Here is a 21,223-nt window from a genome sequence, read left to right on the forward strand (position 1 = left end):
CGAGAGCCGTACCCCAACGTCCCTGGATCACATGAGCGATCCGGGGGCGTGGTGCGTCGCGGGGCATGTGACAGCCGTTCCGCGCGCCGCTGTTGACATGACCATGTGTCGTGACAAGTCTGGAGCGCTGCGCACCCGCGTGTCTTCGAACGACAGCCAGGGGGGCTCATGAAGCTCAGACGCACGGTGAGATCGAGCGGCGCGGTGGTGGCTCTGGCCGCGCTGTTCCTGGGGGGACTGGCCGCGGCACCCGCGGCCCCCGCGCAACCGCCGCCGGACGCCGCCGGTGACGGGCTGTCCGTATGGAGCGCCCAGGTCACCAAGGATCAGATTCCGCTGCTGCTCCGCGCCGGAGCGGACGGCACCGAGCTGGGGCGGCAGGTGCCCGACAAGGGCACCGGCCCGGTCGAGCTCTACCTCACCGCCAAGCAGGCCACCGAGTTGCACGGCAAGGGCGTGCGGCTCATCGAGAAGAAGGTCTCCGCACAGAGCCGCGACCGGCTGAAGGCCGCGGGCGACGGAGTCTTCCGCCCCTACAGCGGCGAGGGCGGGCTGAAGCAGGAGATCGTCGAGACCGGCCGGGCGCACCCCGGCCTCACCAAGATCGTCAGCATCGGCAAGACCGGCCAGGGCAAGGACATCCTCGCCCTCAAGCTGAGCAAGGGCGCCGCGAAGACCCGTGACGGCAGCAAGCCGTCGGTGCTCTACATGTCCAATCAGCACGCCCGTGAGTGGATCACGCCGGAGATGACCCGCCGGCTGATGCACTACTACCTCGACAACTACGGCAAGGACGACCGCGTCACCAGGATCGTGGACCGTACGGAGCTGTGGTTCGTGCTGTCCGCCAACCCGGACGGCTACGACTACACGCATCAGAGCCCGGCCAACCGCCAGTGGCGCAAGAACCTGCGCGACAACAACGGTGACGGCAAGATCACCTCGGGCGACGGTGTCGACCTCAACCGCAACTTCCGCTACAAGTGGGGCTACGACAACGAGGGTTCGTCCGCCGACCCGGCCGATGAGACCTACCGGGGCCCGGCCGCCGCCTCGGAGCCGGAGACCAGGGCGCTGGACGCCTTCGAGAAGCGCGTCGGCTTCACCTACGGCATCAACTACCACTCGGCCGCCGAACTGCTGCTGTACGGCGTCGGCTGGCAGGTTGCCACCCCGACCCCCGACGACGTCCTCTACAAGTCCCTCGCCGGGACCCCGGAGCACTCCGCGATCCCCGGCTACCACCCGCAGGTCTCCTCCGAGCTGTACACCACCAACGGCGAGGCCGACGGTCACGCGGCGAACGTCAACGGGATGATGATGTTCACCCCGGAGATGTCGACGTGTCAGACCGCCTCCAACGTCGACCCGGACGACGCCTGGCAGCCGCGCGACTGCGCGTCCGTCTTCACCTTCCCGGACGACGAGAAGCTGATCGCGCAGGAGTTCACCAAGAACATCCCGTTCGCGCTCTCCGTCGCCGAGACCGCCGAACACCCCGACCGGCCCTCGTCATCGGTCGGTATGAGCGCGCGGGACTTCACCCCGGACGCCTTCAGCACGTCGTACGCGCGCGGCGGTGACCAGGACGTCTCGGTGACCGTCCGCAAGAGCGTTCGCGACAAGAAGCTCAACTACCGGGTGGACGGGGGCCGTACCCACACCGCCCCACTGAAGGCGTGGCAGGGCGGTGAGGCCTACGGCGGTGAGGACAACATCCGCTTCGACCAGTACCGCGCCGCCGTCAAGGGCGCGGACCCCGGACAGAAGGTCAAGGTCTGGTTTTCCGGTCGTACGAAGAACGGCGAGCGGACCGCCAGTGAGCCGTTCACCTTCACCGTCGCCGAGCGGCCCCGCGCCGACACGCTGGTGATCGCCGAGGAGGGCGGCACCTCCCCGGCCCGGCACACCGCCGCGTACACCCGGGCACTGGCCGACAACGGCCGTAAGGCCGCCGTCTGGGACGTGGCCACCCAGGGGGCGCCGTCCGCGCTCGGAGTGCTGAGCCACTTCAAGACCGTGCTCTGGTACACCGGCGCCGAGCGGCCCGGCGGCCCGACCCTGCTCGCGGTGCGCGACTTCCTCAACGAGGGCGGCAAGCTGATCACCACCGGTGAACGGGCGGGCGGCAGCTCCGAGGTGGGACCGGCCGACACCGACGACTTCAGCCAGTACTACCTGGGCGCCGACAGCCGGCTCACCCTGAAGTCGCCCACGTCCTTCCAGGGCGCCGGCGCGCTCGCGGGCACCGGCGCGAACCTCGGCGACGCCCCGGGCAACCCCCTGGACGCCGCGGGCGCCTACACCGTCACCTCCGATGTGCTGCCGCCCGAGGACTTCCCCCAGTTCCGCAGCGCGGGCGCGGGGGAGTACCCGAACACGCGCACCCCGTACCAGCCTTATGAGGGCGACTGGATGGCTGCCGCGGGCCACCGTGACAACTCCTGGATGCGGCTGTCCCGCACGGTGGACCTCGGCGGTGTGTCCGCCGCCGACAAACCGGCCCTGGACTTCCGGCTCAGCTATGACACCGAGCCCGGCTACGACCATGTGATCATCGAGGCGCGCACCGCGGGCCAGGACGACTGGACCACCCTCCCCGACGCGGGCGGCGGCTCCTCCACCAAGGTGCCCACCGAGTGCGAGGGGGGCTTCCTGCTCAATCTGCACCCGTTCCTGAAGCACTACCTGACCCCCGGCGACGACGGCTGCACCGCGAAGGGCAGCACGGGCTCCTGGAACAGCCTGACGGGCTCCTCCGAGGGATGGCGGCCGGTCTCGCTGGACCTGAGCGGCTACGCGGGCAAGAAGGTCGAGCTGGCCATCTCGTACGTCACCGACCCGGGCACCGGCGGCCGGGGCGCCTTCGTGGACGACACCGAACTCACCGTCGGCGGCACCGCCGAGGACTCCGAGGGCTTCGAGACCGCGCTCGGCCCGTGGTCGGTGCGGGGGGCGCCGGAGGGCAGCCCGGCGAACGCCGGGGACTGGTCCCGTTCCCGGGAGCTGTTCCACACCGTCGCGGGCGTCACGACCCGGGACACCGTGCTGCTGGGATTCGGCCTGGAGCATGTCCCGGACGCCGCCCAGAGGGCCCGGCTGGTGGGCGACGCGCTACGTGCGCTGCGTCGTTGACAGCGCGTGACACATCGTGACTGAATCGGCGGTCCGTACCACTTTCCGGTGGTCATGGGCCGCCGATGCCAATGTCACGTACGTCCCGTGATAGCGGTAGGGTCGGAGGCGGTCGGGGACATCCCATTACACGTTCGCCGGCGTCCAGACCGGCACACCAACGAGGAGATCGGTTCGTGACGATCCGCGTAGGCATCAATGGCTTCGGCCGCATCGGTCGCAACTACTTCCGCGCGCTCCTTGAGCAGGGCGCGGACATCGAGATCGTCGGTGTCAACGACCTGACCGACAACGCCACCCTGGTCCACCTGCTCAAGTACGACTCCATCCTCGGCCGGCTGAAGCACGAGGTCAGCCACACCGAGGACACCATCACGGTGGGAAACCAGACCTTCAAGACGATGGCCGAGCGCGACCCGGCCGCCCTTCCGTGGGGCGAGCTCGGCGCCGACATCGTGGTGGAGTCCACCGGCATCTTCACCAAGCGTGAGGACGCGGCCAAGCACCTTGCCGCCGGCGCCAAGAAGGTCCTGATCTCCGCGCCCGCCAAGAACGAGGACATCACCATCGTGATGGGCGTCAACCAGGACAAGTACGACCCGGCGAACCACCACGTCATCTCCAACGCCTCCTGCACCACCAACTGTGTGGCGCCGATGGCCAAGGTCCTCGACGAGAGCTTCGGCATCGTCAAGGGCATGATGACGACGGTCCACGCGTACACCAACGACCAGCGCATCCTGGACTTCCCGCACAAGGACCTGCGTCGCGCCCGCGCGGCGGCCGAGAACATCATCCCGACCTCCACCGGTGCCGCCAAGGCCACCGCGCTGGTCCTCCCGCAGCTCAAGGGCAAGCTGGACGGCATCGCGATGCGCGTCCCGGTCCCGACCGGGTCGGTCACCGACCTCGTCCTGGAGCTCGACCGCGAGGTCACCAAGGACGAGATCAACACCGCCTTCCAGAAGGCCGCCGAGGGTCAGCTCAAGGGCATCCTCGAGTACACCGAGGACCCGATCGTCTCCTCGGACATCGTCAACTGGCCCGCGTCCTGCACCTTCGACTCCTCCCTGACCATGGTCCAGGGCAAGCAGGTCAAGGTCGTCGGCTGGTACGACAACGAGTGGGGCTACTCCAACCGCCTCGTCGACCTGACGGTCTTCGTCGGCGGCCGGCTCTGACCGCTGTCCCGATGAGCTAGGAAACGGGGCCCGCTACGACGCCGTCGTAACGGGCCCCGATCCATGATCAAGGAGTCATCCCTGTGAAGACGATTGACGATCTTCAGGTCGCCGGGCAGCGGGTCTTCGTCCGTGCCGATCTGAACGTCCCGCTCGACGGCGAGACGATCACCGACGACGGCCGGATCCGCGCCGCCGTCCCGACGATCACCAAGCTCCTGGACCGGGGCGCCAAGGTGATCGTCGCCTCGCACCTGGGCCGCCCCAAGGGCGCCCCGGACCCCCAGTACTCGCTCGCCCCGGTCGCCCGGCGGCTCGGCGAACTCCTCGGCAAGCAGGTCGCCTTCGCGACCGACACCGTGGACGACAGCGCCCGGGCCACCGTGGCGGGGCTCGGCGACGGCGAGGTCGCGCTGCTGGAGAACCTGCGCTTCAACGCCGGTGAGACCAGTAAGGACGACGCCGAGCGCGGCGCCTTCGCCGACCGGCTCGCCGCCCTCGCCGACCTCTATGTGGGCGACGGTTTCGGCGCGGTCCACCGCAAGCACGCCTCGGTGTACGACCTCCCGGCGCGGCTGCCGCACGCCGCGGGCGACCTGATCGCCGCCGAGCTCTCGGTGCTGAAGAAGCTCACCGAGGACGTCAAGCGGCCCTACGCGGTGGTCCTCGGCGGCGCCAAGGTCTCCGACAAGCTCGGCGTGATCGACCACCTCCTGGAGAAGGCCGACCGCATCCTGATCGGCGGCGGCATGGCCTACACCTTCCTCAAGGCCCAGGGCCACGAGGTCGGCGGCTCGCTGCTGCAGGAGGACCAGGTCCCGGCGGTCCAGGACTATCTGCGCCGGGCCAAGGAGCGCGGTGTGGAGTTCGTGCTCCCGGTCGATGTCACGGCCGCGCCCGAATTCCCGGACCTGAAGACCAAGGCCCCCGCGAACCCGCGGCTCGTCGCCGCGGACGCGATCCCGGCCGACCTCCAGGGCCTGGACATCGGCCCGGAGACCCGCAAGCTCTACGCCTCGAAGCTGGCCGACGCGGCCACCGTCTTCTGGAACGGCCCCATGGGCGTCTTCGAGCACCCCGACTACGCCGAAGGCACCCGGGCCGTGGCCCAGGCGCTCCTGGACAGCCCGGCCTTCACCGTGGTCGGCGGCGGCGACTCCGCCGCGGCCGTGCGCATCCTGGGCTTCGACGAGAACGCTTTCGGCCACATCTCGACCGGCGGTGGAGCGAGCCTCGAATTCCTCGAGGGCAAGACGCTCCCCGGCCTCGCCGCACTGGAGGACTGAACACCGTGAGTGACCGTATGCCGCTGATGGCGGGCAACTGGAAGATGAACCTCAACCACCTCGAGGCCATCGCCCACGTCCAGAAGCTCGCCTTCGGGCTCGCCGACAAGGACTACGAGGCCGTGGAGGTCGCGGTGCTGCCGCCCTTCACCGATCTGCGGTCCGTGCAGACCCTGGTCGACGGCGACAAGCTGAAGATCAAGTATGGCGCCCAGGACATCTCGGCGCATGACTCCGGCGCCTACACCGGCGAGATCTCCGGCCCGATGCTGGCCAAGCTCAGGTGCGCCTACGCCGTCGTCGGGCACTCGGAGCGGCGCCAGTACCACGACGAGACCGACGAGCTGTGCAACGCCAAGGTCAAGGCGGCCTTCCGCAACGACCTCACCCCGATCCTGTGCGTCGGCGAGGGCCTCGACGTCCGTAAGGCGGGCAACCAGGTCGCGCACACCCTCGCCCAGGTGGACGGCGGCCTGAAGGACGTCCCGGCCGAGCAGGCCGAGACCATCGTGATCGCCTACGAGCCGGTCTGGGCGATCGGCACCGGCGAGGTCGCGACCCCCGAGGACGCCCAGGAGGTCTGCGGGGCCATCCGCGGCCGGCTCGCCGAGCTCTACGGCCAGGAGGTCGCCGACAAGGTCAGGATCCAGTACGGCGGCTCGGTGAAGTCAGGGAACGTCGCCGCGATCATGGCCAAGCCGGATGTGGACGGCGCCCTGATCGGCGGCGCGTCGCTGGACGCGGAGGAATTCGTCAAGATCGTTCGTTTCCGCGACCAGTGAGTAGGCCCTAGCGCGCGCGTCGTCGTACCCTGTCGGGGGTCGAGGCGGCGGAAATCGCACCGTCCGGCCCCCGACGTCCGTACAAGCCCGAGAAGGTTGGTCCAGCTGTGATCATGGGGTTCTCGATCGCCCTCATCATCTTCAGCCTGCTGTTGATGATGTTGGTGCTCATGCACAAGGGGAAGGGCGGCGGCCTGTCCGACATGTTCGGTGGCGGCATGCAGTCCTCGGTGGGCGGCTCCTCGGTCGCCGAGCGCAACCTGGACCGCATCACCGTGGTGGTCGGGCTGCTGTGGTTCGTCTGCATCGTCGTGCTCGGGCTGCTGATGAAGCTCGACTGAGGGTCCGCCGGCGGGGCCCGTCCGGGGCCCGGCTGACGCCCGATAACTGACGTACCGTCGTCAGCGGGGCCCATATGCGGCCTATGATGGCATGGCGTCCTCCGTGACGGGTGTAACTCCTCTCACTGGACGCGCGTTGGGCCTTACGTAGACTGGGGCGCCGGGCGGCGAAGCTGACAATCGAGGCTTCGCGGCACCATCACGCAGGGAGTTACGACCGTGGCAAGTGGCAACGCGATCCGTGGAAGTCGGGTCGGGGCGGGGCCGATGGGAGAAGCCGAGCGAGGCGAATCGGCGCCGCGCCTGCGCATCTCCTTCTGGTGCTCGAACGGGCATGAGACCGTGCCGAGCTTCGCCAGCGACGCGCAGATCCCTGACACGTGGGACTGCCCCCGCTGCGGCTTCCCGGCCGGCAAGGACCGGGACAACCCGCCGGACCCGCCGCGCACCGAGCCGTACAAGACGCACCTGGCGTACGTACGGGAGCGGCGCAGCGACGCCGACGGCGAGGCGATCCTCGCCGAGGCACTCGCCAAGCTCCGGGGCGAGATCTAGGCACACAACGCGGTACGACGGCCCGGCCGGGCACCTCCTTCGAGGGGTGCGCGGCCGGGCCGTTGTCAGTGGTGCGGGCTACGGTCGTGGGGTGCTGGATCACCGGGGGAGCCGTTCCGCCGGGCGGGGGCCGGCGCATGGGGCGGAGGGGGATCGTCATGGCCGCGGTGGACGCCGGTGAGGTGGGTGCCGGGAAACCGGCGGGGCCCGCGTGGCGCGGGGGGTTCGGGCGGCTGTGGGCGGCCGCGGTCGTCTCCCGGTTCGGGGACGCGCTGCGGGGTGCGGCGCTGCCGCTGCTGGCCGTCTCGCTGACCGATTCGCCGGTGCTGGTCTCGCTGGTGACCGCCTGCGGCTTCCTGCCCTGGCTGCTGTTCGGGCTGATCGGCGGGGCGGTCGCGGACCGGGTGGACCAGCGGCGGGCGATGTGGGCGGTGGACGGCGCGCGGGCCGTCCTGATGGCGGGGTTCGCCGTCGCGGTGTGGCTGGACCGGGCCACTATCGGGCTGCTGCTCGCCCTCGCCTTCGCCCTCACCACGCTCCAGACCCTGTTCGACAACGCCGCCACGGCGCTGCTGCCGTCCGTGGTGGGGGAGCGGGCGCTGGGCCGGGCCAACGCCCGGCTGATGACCGGGCAGGAGGTCATGGGCCGGTTCGTGGGCGCCCCGCTGGTGCCGGTGCTGCTCGGCCTCGGCGCCGCGATGCCGTACGCGGCGGACGCGGTCACCTATCTCGCCGCCGCCGCGCTGGTCGCCTCACTGGGGGCGGCACCCCCCGAGCGGGCCCCGCGCCCGCCGGGCGGGTCGCTGCGGCGCGATATCGCCGAGGGCCTGGCCGCGCTGTGGCGGGATCGCACGCTGCGGGCGCTGTGCGCCTCCACCACGCTGTGCAACATCGGCATCGGCGCGCTCATCGCCACCCTGGTACTGCACATCACCGGCTGGCTGGACGCCGGGAACACCGGCTACGCGGCCGTCATCACCGTCTACGGGATCGGCAGCGTGGCCGGGGGTCTGGTGGCCGCCCGGCTCACCGAGAAGCTGGGGCGCGCCCGTGCCCTCGTGGTGTGCGGCATCGCGCAGATCGGCGCCCTGGTCGCCCTCGGGGCGATACGGAGCCTGCCGGTCGCGGTCGCCGCCATGGGCCTCTTCGGCTTCGCGGGGATCGTCTGGAACGTCACCGAGGTGACGATGATGCAGCAGCGCAGCCCCGACGGGGCACTCGGGCGGGTGAGCTCCGCGTTCCGCACCCTGTCGATCGCGGGCGCCCCGCTCGGCGCGCTGCTGGGCGGGGTGATGGCCCAGGCGTGGGGGCTCAATACCCCAGCGCTGGGGGCCGCCGCGCTCTTCGTCTGCGGGGTGGCGGCCCTCGTTCCGGGAATGCGGTCCGTCATCAATTAGGTTGGTGGCCACGGGGGCCAGGTACCGACGAGAAGTGGGCTGATGTCCGAGATGAACATGGAAGGCCGCACCAGGCTGGACCAGCTGCCGGAGTGGCACGCGCTGGCCGCACACCGCAAGGAGCTGGGCGACGCTCATCTGCGCGACCTGTTCGCGGGCGACCCGGAGCGCGGGAGCCGTCTCACCCTTCAGGTCGGCGATCTCCACGTCGACTACTCCAAGCACCTGGTGACCGACGAGACCCTGCGGCTGCTGCGCGAACTGGCGAGCGCCACCAAGGTGGCCGAGCTGCGCGACGCCATGTTCCGCGGCGAGCGGATCAACACCACCGAGGACCGCGCGGTGCTGCACATCGCGCTGCGCGCACCGCGCTCCGCGGAGATCAGGGCGGACGGCGAGGACGTCGTCGGCGAAGTGCACGCCGTGCTCGCCAAGATGGCCGTCTTCACCGACCGCGTCAGGTCCGGCGACTGGACCGGCCACACCGGCAAGCGGATCAAGAACGTTGTCAACATCGGCATCGGCGGCTCCGATCTGGGCCCGAAGATGGCGTACGAGGCGCTGCGCTCCTACAGCGACCGCTCGATGACGTTCCGGTTCGTCTCCAATGTGGACGGCGCGGATCTGCACGAGGCGGTGCGCGACCTGGACCCGGCCGAGACGCTGTTCATCGTCGCTTCCAAGACCTTCACCACCATCGAGACCATCACCAACGCCGTCTCCGCCCGCGACTGGCTGCTGACCGGGCTCGGGGCCGGTCAGGAGGCCGTCGCCAAGCACTTCGTGGCGGTGTCGACCAACGCCGAGAAGGTCGCCGAGTTCGGCATCGACACGGACAACATGTTCGGGTTCTGGGACTGGGTCGGCGGGCGCTACTCCTACGACTCGGCCATCGGCCTCTCCCTGATGGTCGCCATCGGCCCGGACTGCTTCCGCGAGATGCTGGCCGGTTTCCACCTGGTCGACGAGCACTTCTCCACCGCCCCGCCGGAGCGGAACGTCCCGCTGCTGATGGGCCTGCTGGGCATCTGGTACGGCAACTTCCACGGGGCCCAGGCGCATGCCGTCCTGCCGTACAGCCACTATCTTTCGCGGTTCACCGACTATCTGCAGCAGCTGGACATGGAGTCCAACGGCAAGCATGTGGACCGGGACGGCAACCGCGTCGGCTGGCAGACCGGCCCCATCGTCTGGGGCACCCCCGGCACCAACGGCCAGCACGCCTACTACCAGCTGCTCCACCAGGGCACCAAGCTGGTCCCGGCCGATCTGATCGGCTTCGCGCGGCCCGTGAAGGACCTGCCGGCCGGGTTGGAGTCCCACCACGATCTGCTGATGGCCAACCTCTTCGCCCAGGGCCAGGCGCTGGCCTTCGGCAAGACCGCCGAGGAGGTCGCCGCCGAGGGAGTGCCCGAGGAGCTGGTGCCGCACAAGACCTTCGACGGCAACCGCCCGACCACCACGATCCTCGCCCATGAGCTGACCCCGTCGGTGCTGGGCCAGCTGGTCGCCCTCTATGAGCACAAGGTCTTCGTCCAGGGCGCGGTGTGGAACATCGACTCCTTCGACCAGTGGGGGGTGGAGCTGGGCAAGGTGCTCGCCAAGCGCGTCGAGCCCGCCCTGACCGAGGGCGCCGAGGTGCCCGGTCTGGACGCCTCCACCGAGCACCTGGTCGCCACCTACCGCTCGCTGCGCGGCCGCTGAGGTCCTTGGGCGCATAGATGAACGATCCCCCGGGCGCTTCGGGGGCCCGGGGGTTGGTGTGTGTGCCATTCGAGGGTTACGGCGAGGCCGGGGGGTACAGCTCGCGCGGCAGCCCCGCCGCCGCGGCCCGGTCCAGCAGCCACAGCGTCCGGCGGCGGCCGCGCGCGCCCGCCGCCGGAGCCTGCAGCTCCCCGGCGCCCGACAGCGCGATCGTGACCGCCTTCGCCTTGTCCTCACCGGCCGCCAGCAGCCACACCTCCCGTGCCGCGCGGATCGCCGGCAGGGTCAGCGAGATCCGCACCGGCGGCGGCTTGGGCGCACCGCGCACCCCGACCACCATCCGCTCGGTCTCCCGGACGGCGGGCAGCTCGGGGAAGAGCGAGGCCACATGGGTGTCCGGGCCGACGCCGAGCAGCAGCACGTCGAACGACGGCACCGCGCCGTGGTTCTCCGGCCGCGCGGCCCGGGCCAGCTCGGCCGCGTACACCTCGGCCGCCGCGTCCACATCGCCGCCGTGGGGCCCGTCGGACGCGGGCATCGCGTGCACCCGCGCCGGGTCCAGCTCCACCGCGTCCAGCAGCGCCTCGCGGGCCTGTGTGACATTGCGGTCCGCATGGCCGTCGGGCAGGAATCGCTCATCGCCCCACCACAGGTCCAGCCGCGACCAGTCGACCGCGTCGCGCGCCGGGGAGGCGCCGAGCGCGGCCAGCAGGCCGTTGCCGTTGCGCCCGCCGGTCAGGACGACCGAGGCCGAGCCACGGGCGGCCTGGGCGTCCACGATCTTCGTGATCAGCCGGGCCGCCGCGGCCTGGGCCATCAGCTCCTTGTCGCGGTGGACGACCACCTGTGGTGCGGTCATTTGTCCGCCTTCCCGTCCGCCTTCTGCTCCTGGGACTTCTGCTCCTGGGACTTCGGGGGGTGGGGCTTGGGAACCGGCGGCTGGGCCGGTGCCTGCGGCGGGTTCTTCGGCGAGCCCGGAGCGTGCTCCGACGGCGTCTCCGGGTCCCGGGTCGGCAGCGGCGGCAGGTCCGCGCCGGGCGGCACCACCTGGGTCGCCGGGGCGGCCTTGGCGTCCCGCTCCAGCGTCCCCACGCCGCCCTTGCCCAGCTTGCTCACGCCGAACTTCACCGACGACTCGTAGATCTCGTCGGGGTCCAGCCGGCGCAGCTCCTCGGCGATCAGCTCCGACATCTCACGCCGCTGCAGCGCCACATGCCGGTCGGGCTGGCCCGGCATCGCCAGCTCGGCCAGCGAGCCGTTCGCCCGGTCCAGGCAGATCACGCCGTCGGCCGTCTCCAGCCGCACCGCGGTCAGCCCGGGGCCCTCCGAGACCTGCCGGTCCACCGGCACCCCCAGCCGCTGGGCGAGCCACAGCGCGAGCAGCTCGCTGCTCGGGTTGTACGCCTCGCCCTCGACGACCGCGGAGGTGATCGAGGAGTGCCGCTGGTCCAGGGCCGCGGCCAGGACGCTGCGCCACGGGGTGATCCGGGTCCACGCCAGATCGGTGTCGCCCGGGGTGTAGGTCGCGGCCCGCAGCCCCAGGGACGCCACCGGGTCCTCGGTGGCCTGGGCGTCGGTGATCCGGCGCTGGGCCAGCTTCCCGAGCAGATCCTCGGCGGGGTGCTCAGGGGCGTCCTCCGGCCACCACACCACCACCGGGGCGTCCGGCAGCAGCAGCGGCAGGACCACCGAGTAGGCGTGGTTGGCGAGTTCGCCGTGCAGCCGCAGCAGCACCGTCTCGCCGGTGCCGGTCTCGCCGCCGACCCGCACCTCGGCGTCCATCCGGGCCATCTTGCGGTCGCGCGGCGACCGGCCCGGCCGCTTGATGACGACCAGGGTGCGCGAGGGGTGTTCCTTGGACGCCTCGCTCGCCGCCCGCAGCGCGTCGTAGTGGTTGCCCTCGTCGGTGACGATGACGAGGGTGAGCACCATGCCCACGGCCGGGGTGCCGGTGGCCCTGCGTGCCTGGACCAGAGCGGAGTTGATCCGGCTGGACGTGGTGTCCGTGAGATCGATGTTCATGGCCGCCGCCAGCTCCGTCCGTCTCGTGCGAGCATCTCGTCCGCGGCTTTCGGCCCCCAGGTCCCGGAGGTGTACTGCTCGGGCCTGCCGTGCTGGTCCCAGTACTCCTCGATCGGGTCCAGGATCCGCCAGGACTGCTCGACCTCCTCATGGCGGGGGAAGAGGTTCGCCTCGCCGAGCAGGACGTCCAGCAGCAGCCGCTCGTACGCCTCGGGGCTGGACTCGGTGAAGGACTCGCCGTACTGGAAGTCCATCGTCACGTCCCGGATCTCCATGGAGGTGCCGGGCACCTTGGAGCCGAACCGGATGGTGACGCCCTCGTCCGGCTGCACCCGGATGACCAGGGCGTTCTGCCCGAGCTCCTGGGTGTCGGTGGTATCGAAGGGGGAGTGCGGGGCGCGCTGGAAGACCACCGCGATCTCGGTGACCCGCCGCCCCAGCCGCTTGCCGGTGCGCAGGTAGAAGGGGACACCCGCCCAGCGGCGGTTGTCGATCTCCAGCTTGATCGCGGCGTAGGTGTCGGTCTTCGAGTGGGGGTCGATGCCCTCCTCCTCGAGGTAGCCGTGCACCTCCTCGCCGCCCTGCCAGCCGGGGGCGTACTGGGCGCGCACCGTGTGCTTGCCCAGGTCCTTGGGCAGCTTGACCGCCCTGAGCGCCTTCAGCTTCTCGGTGACCAGGGAGGACGCGTCGAAGGAGGCGGGCTCCTCCATGGCGGTCAGCGCGAGCAGCTGCAGCAGGTGGTTCTGGATGACGTCGCGGGCCGCGCCGATGCCGTCGTAGTAGCCCGCGCGCCCGCCGATGCCGATGTCCTCGGCCATGGTGATCTGTACATGGTCGACGTACGACCGGTTCCAGATCGGCTCGAACATCGTGTTGGCGAAGCGCAGCGCCAGGATGTTCTGGACCGTCTCCTTGCCCAGGTAGTGGTCGATCCGGAAGACGTCACTGGGCCGGAAGACCTCGTGGACGACCTGGTTGAGATCCTGGGCGCTCTTCAGGTCGTGGCCGAACGGCTTCTCGATGACCGCGCGCCGCCAGGAGTCGCCCTGTCCGTGCGACAGCCCGTGCTTCTTGAGCTGCTGGACGACGCTGGGGAAGAACTTCGGCGGGACCGACAGATAGAAGGCGAAGTTGCCGCCGGTGCCGCGCGCCTTGTCGAGTTCCTCTATGGTCGCCCGCAGCCGGACGAACGCCTCGTCGTCGTCGAACACGCCGGGGACGAAGCGGAACCCCTCGGCCAGCTGCTGCCAGACCTCCTCGCGGAACGGGGTCCGCGCGTGTTCCTTGACCGCGTCGTGCACGACCTGGGCGAAGTCCTCGTTCTCCCAGTCGCGGCGGGCGAAGCCGACGAGTGAGAAGCCCGGGGGCAGCAGCCCGCGGTTGGCCAGGTCGTAGATGGCCGGCATCAGCTTCTTACGGGACAGGTCGCCCGTGACGCCGAAGATCACGAGGCCGGACGGCCCCGCGATGCGCGGGAGCCGCCGGTCTCGTGGGTCACGCAGCGGATTGCTGCTGCTCACGTTTTCACGCCTCCGAGGGTGCGAGGCGCTTGAGCTCCGCCTCGGTGGACTTCAGCAGGTCGTTCCACGAGGACTCGAACTTCTCGACGCCCTCGTCCTCCAGCACCTGGACGACGTCGTCGTAGGAGATCCCGATCCCGGCCAGCGCGTCGAGGTCGGCCTTGGCCTGCTCGTACGTGCCGCGCACGGTGTCACCGCTGATCTCGCCGTGGTCGGCGACCGCCTCCAGGGTGGCCTCCGGCATGGTGTTGACGGTGCCGGGGGCGACCAGATCCACGACGTACATGGTGTCCTTGTACGCCGGGTCCTTGACACCGGTCGAGGCCCACAGCGGACGCTGCTTGTTGGCGTTCGCCCGGTCCAGGACGGCCCAGCGGTCGGAGCTGAAGACCTCTTCGTACGCCTGGTACGCGAGGCGGGCGTTGGCGACGGCGGCCTTGCCGCGCAGCGCCTTGGCCTCATCGGTGCCGAGCTTGTCGATGCGCTTGTCGATCTCGGTGTCCACGCGGGAGACGAAGAAGGACGCCACCGAGTGGATCTTCTGCAGGTCGAGACCCGCGGCCTTGGCCTTCTCCAGACCGGCCAGGAAGGCGTCCATGACCGCGCGGTACCGCTCCAGGGAGAAGATCAGCGTGACATTGACGCTGATGCCCAGGCCGATCACCTCGGTGATCGCGGGCAGCCCTGCCTCGGTCGCCGGGATCTTGATGAACGTGTTGGGCCGGTCCACCAGCCAGGCCAGCTGCTTGGCCTCGGCGATGGTGGCGGCCGTGTTGTGGGCCAGGCGCGGGTCCACCTCGATGGAGACCCGGCCGTCCTGGCCGCCGGTCGCGTCGTACACCGGCCGGAGGATGTCGGCCGCGTCGCGGACGTCCGCCGTGGTGATCATGCGGACGGCTTCCTCGACGGTGACCCCGCGGACCGCGAGGTCGGCCACCTGCTGCTGGTAGCCGTCGCCGCCGGAGATCGCCTTCTGGAAGATCGACGGGTTGGTGGTGACGCCTACGACATGCTGCTGGTCGATCAGCTCGGCCAGATTGCCGGAGGTGATCCTCTTGCGGGAGAGGTCGTCGAGCCAGATCGCGACGCCTTCGTCGGCCAGCCGCTTGAGTGCGTCTGTCATGGGGTGTGTTCTCCTACTCGTCGCACTTACGTCGTCTGTGGAGGTCAGCGCCCGGCGTCGGCGAGGGACTCGCGGGCGGCGGTGACCACGGCCTCGGCGGTGAGGCCGAACTCCCGGAAGAGCACCTTGTAGTCGGCCGAGGCGCCGAAGTGCTCCAGCGAGACGATGCGGCCGGCCTCGCCGACGTAGCGGTACCAGGTCAGGCCGATACCCGCCTCGACGGCCACCCGAGCCTTGACGGACGGCGGCAGCACTGTCTCCCGGTACCCCTTGTCCTGCTCCTCGAACCACTCGACCGAGGGCATCGACACCACGCGGGTGGGAATCCCGGCGGCCTGGAGCTGCTCGCGCGCCTCCACGGCGAGCTGCACCTCGGAACCGGTGCCGATGAGGATGACCCGCGGCTGACCGCCCTCGGCCTCGAAGAGGACGTAGCCGCCCTTGGCGGCGTTCTCGTCGGCCTCGTAGGTCGGCACGTTCTGCCGGGTCAGGGCCAGGCCGTGCGGAGCCGGGTTCGCGGTGTGGCGGCGGGTGATCTCCCGCCAGGCGATGGCCGTCTCGTTGGCGTCGGCCGGGCGGACCACGTTCAGGCCCGGGATGGCGCGCAGCACGGACAGGTGCTCCACCGGCTGGTGAGTCGGGCCGTCCTCGCCGAGGCCGATGGAGTCGTGCGTCCACACGTAGGTGACCGGCAGCTTCATCAGCGCGGCGAGCCGGACGGCCGGGCGCATGTAGTCGGAGAAGACCAGGAAGGTACCGCCGTAGACACGGGTGTTGCCATGCAGGGCGATGCCGTTCATGGTCGAGCCCATGGCGTGCTCGCGGATGCCGAAGTGGATCGTGCGGCCGTACGGGTCGGCCTCCGGCAGCGGGTTGCCCTTCGGGAGGAAGGACGAGGACGCGTCGATCGTGGTGTTGTTGGAGCCCGCGAGGTCGGCGGAGCCGCCCCACAGCTCGGGGAGCACCCCGCCGAGCGCCTTGAGTACCTGGCCGGACGCCTTACGGGTGGCGACGTCCTTGCCCGGCTCGAAGACCGGCAGCGCGCTCTCCCAGCCCTCGGGCAGCTCGCCCGCGGTGATCCGGTCGAACAGGGTGGCCCGCTCGGAGTTGGCGTTCCGCCACTCCTGGAGCTTCTTGTCCCAGGCGGCGTGGGCCTCGCGGCCGCGCTCGACCAGGGCGCGGGTGTGGTTGATGACGTCCGTGTCGACCGCGAAGTGCTGCTCGGGGTCGAAGCCGAGGACGCGCTTGGTGGCGGCGACCTCGTCGGCGCCGAGCGCCGAGCCGTGGGACGCCTCGGTGTTCTGCGCGTTCGGGGCAGGCCAGGCGATGATCGTACGGGCCGCGATGATCGAGGGGCGCTCGGTCTCGGCCTGCGCCGCCTTGAGCGCCGCGTGCAGCGCGTGGATGTCGAAGTCGCCGCTCTCGGACTGCTCGATGCGCTGGACGTGCCAGCCGTACGCCTCGTAGCGCTTCAGCACGTCCTCGGAGAGCGCGGTCGCGGTGTCGCCCTCGATCGAGATGTGATTGTCGTCGTACAGGGCGACGATGCTGCCCAGCTTCTGGTGGCCGGCCAGCGAGGACGCCTCGGCGGAGATGCCCTCCTCCAGGTCGCCGTCGGAGACGATCGCCCAGATGGTGTGGTCGAACGGAGAGGCGCCCTCGGGCGCCTCCGGGTCGAACAGGCCACGCTCGTAGCGGGCCGCCATCGCCATGCCCACCGCGTTGGCGATGCCCTGGCCCAGCGGGCCGGTGGTGGTCTCGACACCGGTGGTGTGGCCGAACTCGGGGTGACCCGGGGTCTTGCTGCCCCAGGTGCGGAACGACCGCAGATCGTCGAGCTCAAGACCGAAGCCCGCCAGGTACAGCTGGACGTAGAGGGTCAGGCTGGTGTGCCCGGGGGAGAGGACGAAGCGGTCCCGGCCCGCCCAGCCCGCGTCGGAGGGGTCGTGCCGCATCAGCTTCTGGAAGAGCAGGTACGCGGCGGGCGCGAGGCTCATGGCCGTGCCAGGGTGGCCGTTACCGACCTTCTGTACGGAGTCCATGGCCAGGACTCGGGCCGTGTCGACGGCTCGCTGGTCCAGATCGGTCCACTCGAGGTCTGTGGTAGTCGGCTTTGTGCTCACCCTGAGTCAGGGCTCCTCTCCACAATGTCGAAATCCGGTGACCGTATGTACACCGGCGGTGTCGAGCCTACCCCTGGAACAACGGTCATCTTTTCGAGTTCCGCCCAACGGGATAAGGAACGAATTCCGAGGTTGCCGCATTCCCTCCGGGGCCCGTCCGAAGGGCGTCCCGAGCCCTGCGGAAGGCGCCGTTCCGGGTCCTGCCCGAGCCCGTCGTCCCCCGGGCGTGGCCGCCTTACGGGCGCCTTGCCGTGCCGCTACAACACGAGGGACCCCGGCGGCGGGCGGCGTATCCGCTACGTCTAGAGTGGCGTGGTACGCGCAAGTCTTTACCGGCTCTTCATGTCCGGTGCTTGCTGGTTCTTGCTTCCACCAGGGGTGTGCGTGACGGCCGTCGAATCCCGTCCTGCGGGGGTGCTCGAGACGAGCGAAACGAGCTCCGGTCACCGGCCGTTCGGGGCCCGTGTCAAGGCGTTCGTGGCGCTGACGAAGCCGCGCGTCATCGAACTGCTGCTGATGACGACGGTGCCGGTCATGTTCCTGGCCGCCCAGGGCGTCCCGGACCTGTGGCTGGTGGTCGCCACCTGTGTCGGCGGCTATCTGTCGGCCGGCGGCGCCGCCGCGTTCAACATGTATTACGACCGGGACATCGACGCGCTGATGGAGCGCACCGCGCAGCGCCCGCTCGTGACCGGCATGGTCTCGCCGCGGGAATGCCTCGTCTTCGCCTTCGTGCTCGCGGCGGGGTCGACGGCCTGGTTCTGGGCGCTGGTCAACCCGCTGTCCGCGATGCTGTCGCTCGGTGCGCTGGCCTTCTACGTCGTCGTCTACACGATGTGGCTCAAGCGCCGCACCTCGCAGAACATCGTCTGGGGCGGCATCGCGGGCTGCATGCCCGTGCTCATCGGCTGGTCCTCGGTGACCAACGAGGTCTCCTGGGCCGCCGTCATCCTCTTCCTCGTCATCTTCTTCTGGACGCCGCCGCACTACTGGCCGCTGTCGATGAAGGTCAAGGACGACTACGAGCGGGCCAGCGTGCCGATGCTGCCGGTGATCGCGGGCAACAAGGCGGTCGCGCGCCAGATCGTCCTCTACAGCTGGGCCATGGTCGGCGTCTCGCTGCTGCTGTGGCCGCTGGGCTACACCGGCTGGTTCTACCCGGCCGTCGCGGCCGTGCTGGGCGGGTTCTGGCTCAAGGAGGCGCACGGTCTCCAGGCGCGCGCCCGGGCCGGGGTCACGGGCGCGAAGCTCAAGGAGATGCGGCTGTTCCACTGGTCGATCACCTATGTTTCGCTGCTGTTCGTCGCCGTGGCCGTGGACCCTTTCCTGCGGTGATTACCGGCGGGTAGCATCGGCTGTATGGCAGACACCACTCAGCCGGAGACACCCGAGAGCGGCGAGTCCGCCGCCCAGCCCTCCGCGCCGGAAGCACCGGCCAAGCCGCCGAAGCCGCCCAAGCCGTCCAAGGACGAGAAGCTGGCCGAGCGGCTCGCCCGCCAGATCACGGCCTTCGCCGGGAGCCACGGCGGCGCCGAGGGGCAGATCGCGCACATCGGGCGCGGCGCCGTCCGGATCGCCCTCGTCGGCGCCGACGGCGAATGGGGCGTCCTCGTGGCCCCCTCCCAGGACGGCGCGCGCCGCGCCGCCGAGATCGCCGGGCTGACCGTCAAGGACGACTTCGACGGCGAGCTCGCCGCCAAGGTCCGCACCGGTCCGTACGAGTGGACGCGCATGGCCGGCATCCAGCTCGGCGGACCCGGCAACCCTCCGGCAGCCGCCTCGTAGAACGCCTGAGAACGGGTCCGGCGACACCTCGTGCCCCTTCCGTCCGTTAAGCCCGTCGATGCCGGAGGGCGAGGAGGCGGGCGGCGATGCACGAGGCGACGGACTCCCCGGACACCGTGGGCCCGCCGACCGGCCCGGTCCCCCGTGACGGGCCGGGCCCGGCGGCGGGGCCGATCACCCTGCCGCCGCTGGTCGACCAGCACAGCCACGGCACGGTCGACGGCGAGCTCGGAATCGGCTCGTTCGAAACCCATCTGGCGGCCGCCGCCGGGTCCGGCGCGGCCCCGGCCGGCACCACCTTCTTCGACAGCTGGACCGGCCTCGCGGTGCGCCGCTGGTGCCCCCCGCTGCTGGGCATGGAGCCCCACTGCGCGCCCGTCAGCTATCTCGCCCGCCGCCGTGAGCTGGGCGCCTACCGCGCCGCGCGGCTGCTGCTGCGCGGCGCCGGCATCGGCACCTTCCTGCTGGAGTCCGGCGCCCGGGACGACCTCAGCACCCCGGACGAACTGGCCGCGGCCGCCGACGGCACGGTCCTCGAGGTGGTCCGGCTGGAGCCGCTGGCCGAGCAGGTCGCCGACACCTCCGGCACGGTCGACGCCTTCATCGGCAACACCGCGGAGGCGCTGTACGCGGCGGCCCAGCACGCGAGCGCCTTCGCCATGGGGATCGCCTTCTGCGACGAGATCCCGCCCGACCCGCGCGAGGTGCGGCGCGCCGCCGCCCGCTGGCTCGCGCTCACCGTCCGCCCGGCCCGGGACCGCGCCCCCGACCCCGCGCTCGCCCAGCATCTGCTGTGGAGCGCCGTGGCGACCGGCCTTCCGGTGCAGCTGCACTGTGCCGATCCGCAGTCGCTCATCGGCTTCCTGCGGGCCACGGCGGGCTTCGGCACCGATCTGGTGTTGCTGCCGGACCGGCCGCACCACCGGCGGGCGGCCCAGCTCGCCGCGGCCTTCCCGCATGTCTACGCGGACGCCGGGCCGTGGCCCGGGGAGACCCTGGGCGAGGCGCCGTTCGGCAAGCTGCTGTTCTCGACGGGCGCGCGGGCGCTGCCGGAGCTGTATGTGACCGCGTCCCGGCTGTTCGGCCAGTCAATGGCCCGGCTGGCGGAGGAGTGGGTCGGCGAGGGGATCTGCACCCGGGCCGAGGCCCAGCGGATCGCCGGCCTGGTCGCGGCCGGGACCGCGCGCCGGGTCTACCGGCTGGACGCGGCGGGCTCGGGCTGAACGGTCTCGGCCCCGCCGGGGGGGGCGGGCACGGCCGCCGGAAGCGCGGCGCGCTCGCGCTGGGCGAGCAGCACCCGCAGCACCGCGATCCACACCAGGCAGGAGCCGAGCATGTGGGTGCCGACGACGACCTCGGGCAGATGGGTGAAGTACTGCACGTACCCGATCACGCCCTGCGCGAGCAGTACGACGAGGAGCTCCAGGACCGTACGGCGCTGGGCGGCGGGTGCCTTCACGGCCCGCAGTGTGAACCACAGGGCGACGGTGAGGCCCAGCACGATGTAGACGAAGTCCACATGCAGCTGGGTGATCTCCTGCCAGTTCAGCGGGATGCGGTGCACCTTACGGGCGTCACCGGCGTGCGGGCCCGCGCCGGTGACCACCGTGCCGATGACGATGAGCGCGCCGGTGGCGGCGATCAGCAGCCGGGTCAGCTGGCGCACCGGCACGGCCACGAGCTCCCGCGGCTCGGCGTCGCCTTCGCGCGCCCGCCACCAGGTCAGCACGGCGACCGTGAGCAGCGCGGAGGACAGCAGGAAGTGCGAGCTGACGATGTACGGGTTGAGCCCGGTGAGCACCGTGATGCCGCCGACCACGGCATTGCCCATGACGATCCAGAACTGGGCCCAGCCGAGCCGGGTGAGGGGGCGGCGCACCGGCGTCCGGGCGCGGGCGGCGATGATCAGCAGGCCGATGACGGCGCACAGGACGTACGTCAGCATGCGGTTGCCGAACTCGATGGCGCCGTGGATGCCCATGTCGGAGGTCGGCGTGAGGCTGCCGGAGGTGCACTTGGGCCAGGTGTCACAGCCCAGACCGGACTGGGTGAGCCGGACCGCGCCCCCGGTCACGACGATGACCACGGCCATCACCACGGTGGCCAGCGCGGCCCGCTCCACGAAGCGCGCGGAGGGCTGCCAGCGCCGGGCGATCAGCTCGAACGGATTCAGCGAATTCGGCACCCGCCCATCGTAGGCCGCCGCTTGTGCAGCTTTTCACGAGGGGGTTGTGTTCCGGTAAAGCCGCAGGCCGTAAGGGCGCCCCGG

17 protein-coding genes are annotated in these 21,223 nt (G+C 70.7%); 11 read left to right on the forward strand and 6 right to left on the reverse strand.

The window, feature by feature from the left end:
* Nucleotides 1-168 precede the first annotated feature (168 nt).
* The 8 genes from ACFXB5_RS22725 to pgi all read left to right on the forward strand — a co-directional run bounded on the left by ACFXB5_RS22725 (nucleotide 169) and on the right by pgi (nucleotide 10,381).
* Complete coding sequence (locus ACFXB5_RS22725) at nucleotides 169-3,135, forward strand: M14 family zinc carboxypeptidase (RefSeq protein WP_385210750.1); 2,967 nt, start codon at nucleotides 169-171, stop codon at nucleotides 3,133-3,135.
* 176 nt (nucleotides 3,136-3,311) lie between these two features.
* Nucleotides 3,312-4,316 (forward strand): type I glyceraldehyde-3-phosphate dehydrogenase, encoded by a 1,005-nt coding sequence (gene gap / locus ACFXB5_RS22730; protein ID WP_037949670.1) that lies wholly within the window; start codon nucleotides 3,312-3,314, stop codon nucleotides 4,314-4,316.
* A gap of 83 nt (nucleotides 4,317-4,399) precedes the next feature.
* Nucleotides 4,400-5,602 carry a phosphoglycerate kinase gene (locus ACFXB5_RS22735; protein WP_385210753.1) on the forward strand — a complete coding sequence of 401 codons (1,203 nt, stop codon included), beginning with the start codon at nucleotides 4,400-4,402 and terminating at the stop codon, nucleotides 5,600-5,602.
* 5 nt (nucleotides 5,603-5,607) lie between these two features.
* Nucleotides 5,608-6,384: a triose-phosphate isomerase gene (gene tpiA / locus ACFXB5_RS22740; protein ID WP_385210756.1), complete on the forward strand. Its 777-nt coding sequence runs from the start codon at nucleotides 5,608-5,610 to the stop codon at nucleotides 6,382-6,384.
* A 113-nt stretch (nucleotides 6,385-6,497) separates the two neighbouring features.
* Nucleotides 6,498-6,725: a preprotein translocase subunit SecG gene (secG, locus tag ACFXB5_RS22745; protein ID WP_014059875.1), complete on the forward strand. Its 228-nt coding sequence runs from the start codon at nucleotides 6,498-6,500 to the stop codon at nucleotides 6,723-6,725.
* 219 nt (nucleotides 6,726-6,944) lie between these two features.
* Nucleotides 6,945-7,280: an RNA polymerase-binding protein RbpA gene (locus ACFXB5_RS22750; RefSeq protein ID WP_009718803.1), complete on the forward strand. Its 336-nt coding sequence runs from the start codon at nucleotides 6,945-6,947 to the stop codon at nucleotides 7,278-7,280.
* A 158-nt stretch (nucleotides 7,281-7,438) separates the two neighbouring features.
* Nucleotides 7,439-8,677: an MFS transporter gene (locus ACFXB5_RS22755; RefSeq protein WP_385210758.1), complete on the forward strand. Its 1,239-nt coding sequence runs from the start codon at nucleotides 7,439-7,441 to the stop codon at nucleotides 8,675-8,677.
* A gap of 51 nt (nucleotides 8,678-8,728) precedes the next feature.
* Nucleotides 8,729-10,381, forward strand: a complete 1,653-nt coding sequence (pgi, locus tag ACFXB5_RS22760) for a glucose-6-phosphate isomerase (protein WP_385210811.1) — start codon at nucleotides 8,729-8,731, stop codon at nucleotides 10,379-10,381.
* 76 nt (nucleotides 10,382-10,457) lie between these two features.
* Here pgi and pgl read toward each other — a convergent pair whose 3' ends face one another.
* Genes pgl through tkt form a run of 5 tightly spaced genes read right to left on the reverse strand, consistent with a single transcriptional unit; the run spans nucleotide 10,458 to nucleotide 17,169 of the window.
* Nucleotides 10,458-11,240, reverse strand: a complete 783-nt coding sequence (pgl, locus tag ACFXB5_RS22765) for a 6-phosphogluconolactonase (RefSeq protein WP_385210761.1) — start codon at nucleotides 11,238-11,240, stop codon at nucleotides 10,458-10,460.
* A complete protein-coding gene (opcA, locus tag ACFXB5_RS22770; RefSeq protein ID WP_385210764.1) occupies nucleotides 11,237-12,403 on the reverse strand; it encodes a glucose-6-phosphate dehydrogenase assembly protein OpcA in 1,167 nt (388 codons plus the stop codon). The genes pgl and opcA overlap by 4 nt, the downstream gene beginning before the upstream one ends.
* Complete coding sequence (gene zwf, locus ACFXB5_RS22775; RefSeq protein ID WP_201853479.1) at nucleotides 12,400-13,923, reverse strand: glucose-6-phosphate dehydrogenase; 1,524 nt, start codon at nucleotides 13,921-13,923, stop codon at nucleotides 12,400-12,402. Before zwf ends, opcA begins: the two co-directional genes overlap by 4 nt.
* Before the next feature lie 4 nt (nucleotides 13,924-13,927).
* Nucleotides 13,928-15,046, reverse strand: a complete 1,119-nt coding sequence (gene tal / locus ACFXB5_RS22780; protein ID WP_385210766.1) for a transaldolase — start codon at nucleotides 15,044-15,046, stop codon at nucleotides 13,928-13,930.
* A gap of 44 nt (nucleotides 15,047-15,090) precedes the next feature.
* Nucleotides 15,091-17,169, reverse strand: coding sequence for a transketolase (gene tkt / locus ACFXB5_RS22785; protein WP_201853483.1), 2,079 nt, complete (start codon nucleotides 17,167-17,169; stop codon nucleotides 15,091-15,093).
* A gap of 384 nt (nucleotides 17,170-17,553) precedes the next feature.
* Between tkt and ACFXB5_RS22790 the strand changes: the two genes are divergently transcribed.
* The 3 genes from ACFXB5_RS22790 (at nucleotide 17,554) to ACFXB5_RS22800 (ending at nucleotide 20,177) form a co-directional block, all read left to right on the forward strand.
* The gene (locus tag ACFXB5_RS22790) at nucleotides 17,554-18,504 is read left to right on the forward strand and encodes a heme o synthase (protein ID WP_385210769.1); all 951 of its coding nucleotides are present in this window, start codon (nucleotides 17,554-17,556) and stop codon (nucleotides 18,502-18,504) included.
* A 24-nt stretch (nucleotides 18,505-18,528) separates the two neighbouring features.
* Nucleotides 18,529-18,954, forward strand: coding sequence for a hypothetical protein (locus ACFXB5_RS22795; RefSeq protein ID WP_385210772.1), 426 nt, complete (start codon nucleotides 18,529-18,531; stop codon nucleotides 18,952-18,954).
* An 86-nt stretch (nucleotides 18,955-19,040) separates the two neighbouring features.
* Nucleotides 19,041-20,177 (forward strand): amidohydrolase, encoded by a 1,137-nt coding sequence (locus tag ACFXB5_RS22800; protein ID WP_385210775.1) that lies wholly within the window; start codon nucleotides 19,041-19,043, stop codon nucleotides 20,175-20,177.
* Here the strand turns inward: ACFXB5_RS22800 and ACFXB5_RS22805 are convergent.
* Nucleotides 20,147-21,139, reverse strand: a complete 993-nt coding sequence (locus tag ACFXB5_RS22805) for a heme A synthase (protein ID WP_385210778.1) — start codon at nucleotides 21,137-21,139, stop codon at nucleotides 20,147-20,149. The genes ACFXB5_RS22800 and ACFXB5_RS22805 overlap by 31 nt on opposite strands.
* Nucleotides 21,140-21,223 lie beyond the last annotated feature (84 nt).

The sequence above is a fragment of the Streptomyces sp. NPDC059455 genome (assembly GCF_042750115.1).
In the GTDB taxonomy this organism is placed as follows: Bacteria; Actinomycetota; Actinomycetes; order Streptomycetales; family Streptomycetaceae; genus Streptomyces; species Streptomyces endocoffeicus.

What these genes read in the sequence shown, in the direction of transcription:
- ACFXB5_RS22725 (WP_385210750.1), top strand. Translation starts at nt 169, where the DNA reads ATGAAGCTCAGACGCACGGTGAGATCGAGCGGCGCGGTGGTGGCTCTG.
- secG (WP_014059875.1), top strand. Translation starts at nt 6,498, where the DNA reads ATGGGGTTCTCGATCGCCCTCATCATCTTCAGCCTGCTGTTGATGATG.
- ACFXB5_RS22755 (WP_385210758.1), top strand. Translation starts at nt 7,439, where the DNA reads ATGGCCGCGGTGGACGCCGGTGAGGTGGGTGCCGGGAAACCGGCGGGG.
- pgi (WP_385210811.1), top strand. Translation starts at nt 8,729, where the DNA reads ATGAACATGGAAGGCCGCACCAGGCTGGACCAGCTGCCGGAGTGGCAC.
- pgl (WP_385210761.1), bottom strand. Translation starts at nt 11,240, where the DNA reads ATGACCGCACCACAGGTGGTCGTCCACCGCGACAAGGAGCTGATGGCC.
- opcA (WP_385210764.1), bottom strand. Translation starts at nt 12,403, where the DNA reads ATGAACATCGATCTCACGGACACCACGTCCAGCCGGATCAACTCCGCT.
- tal (WP_385210766.1), bottom strand. Translation starts at nt 15,046, where the DNA reads ATGACAGACGCACTCAAGCGGCTGGCCGACGAAGGCGTCGCGATCTGG.
- ACFXB5_RS22795 (WP_385210772.1), top strand. Translation starts at nt 18,529, where the DNA reads ATGGCAGACACCACTCAGCCGGAGACACCCGAGAGCGGCGAGTCCGCC.
- ACFXB5_RS22800 (WP_385210775.1), top strand. Translation starts at nt 19,041, where the DNA reads ATGCACGAGGCGACGGACTCCCCGGACACCGTGGGCCCGCCGACCGGC.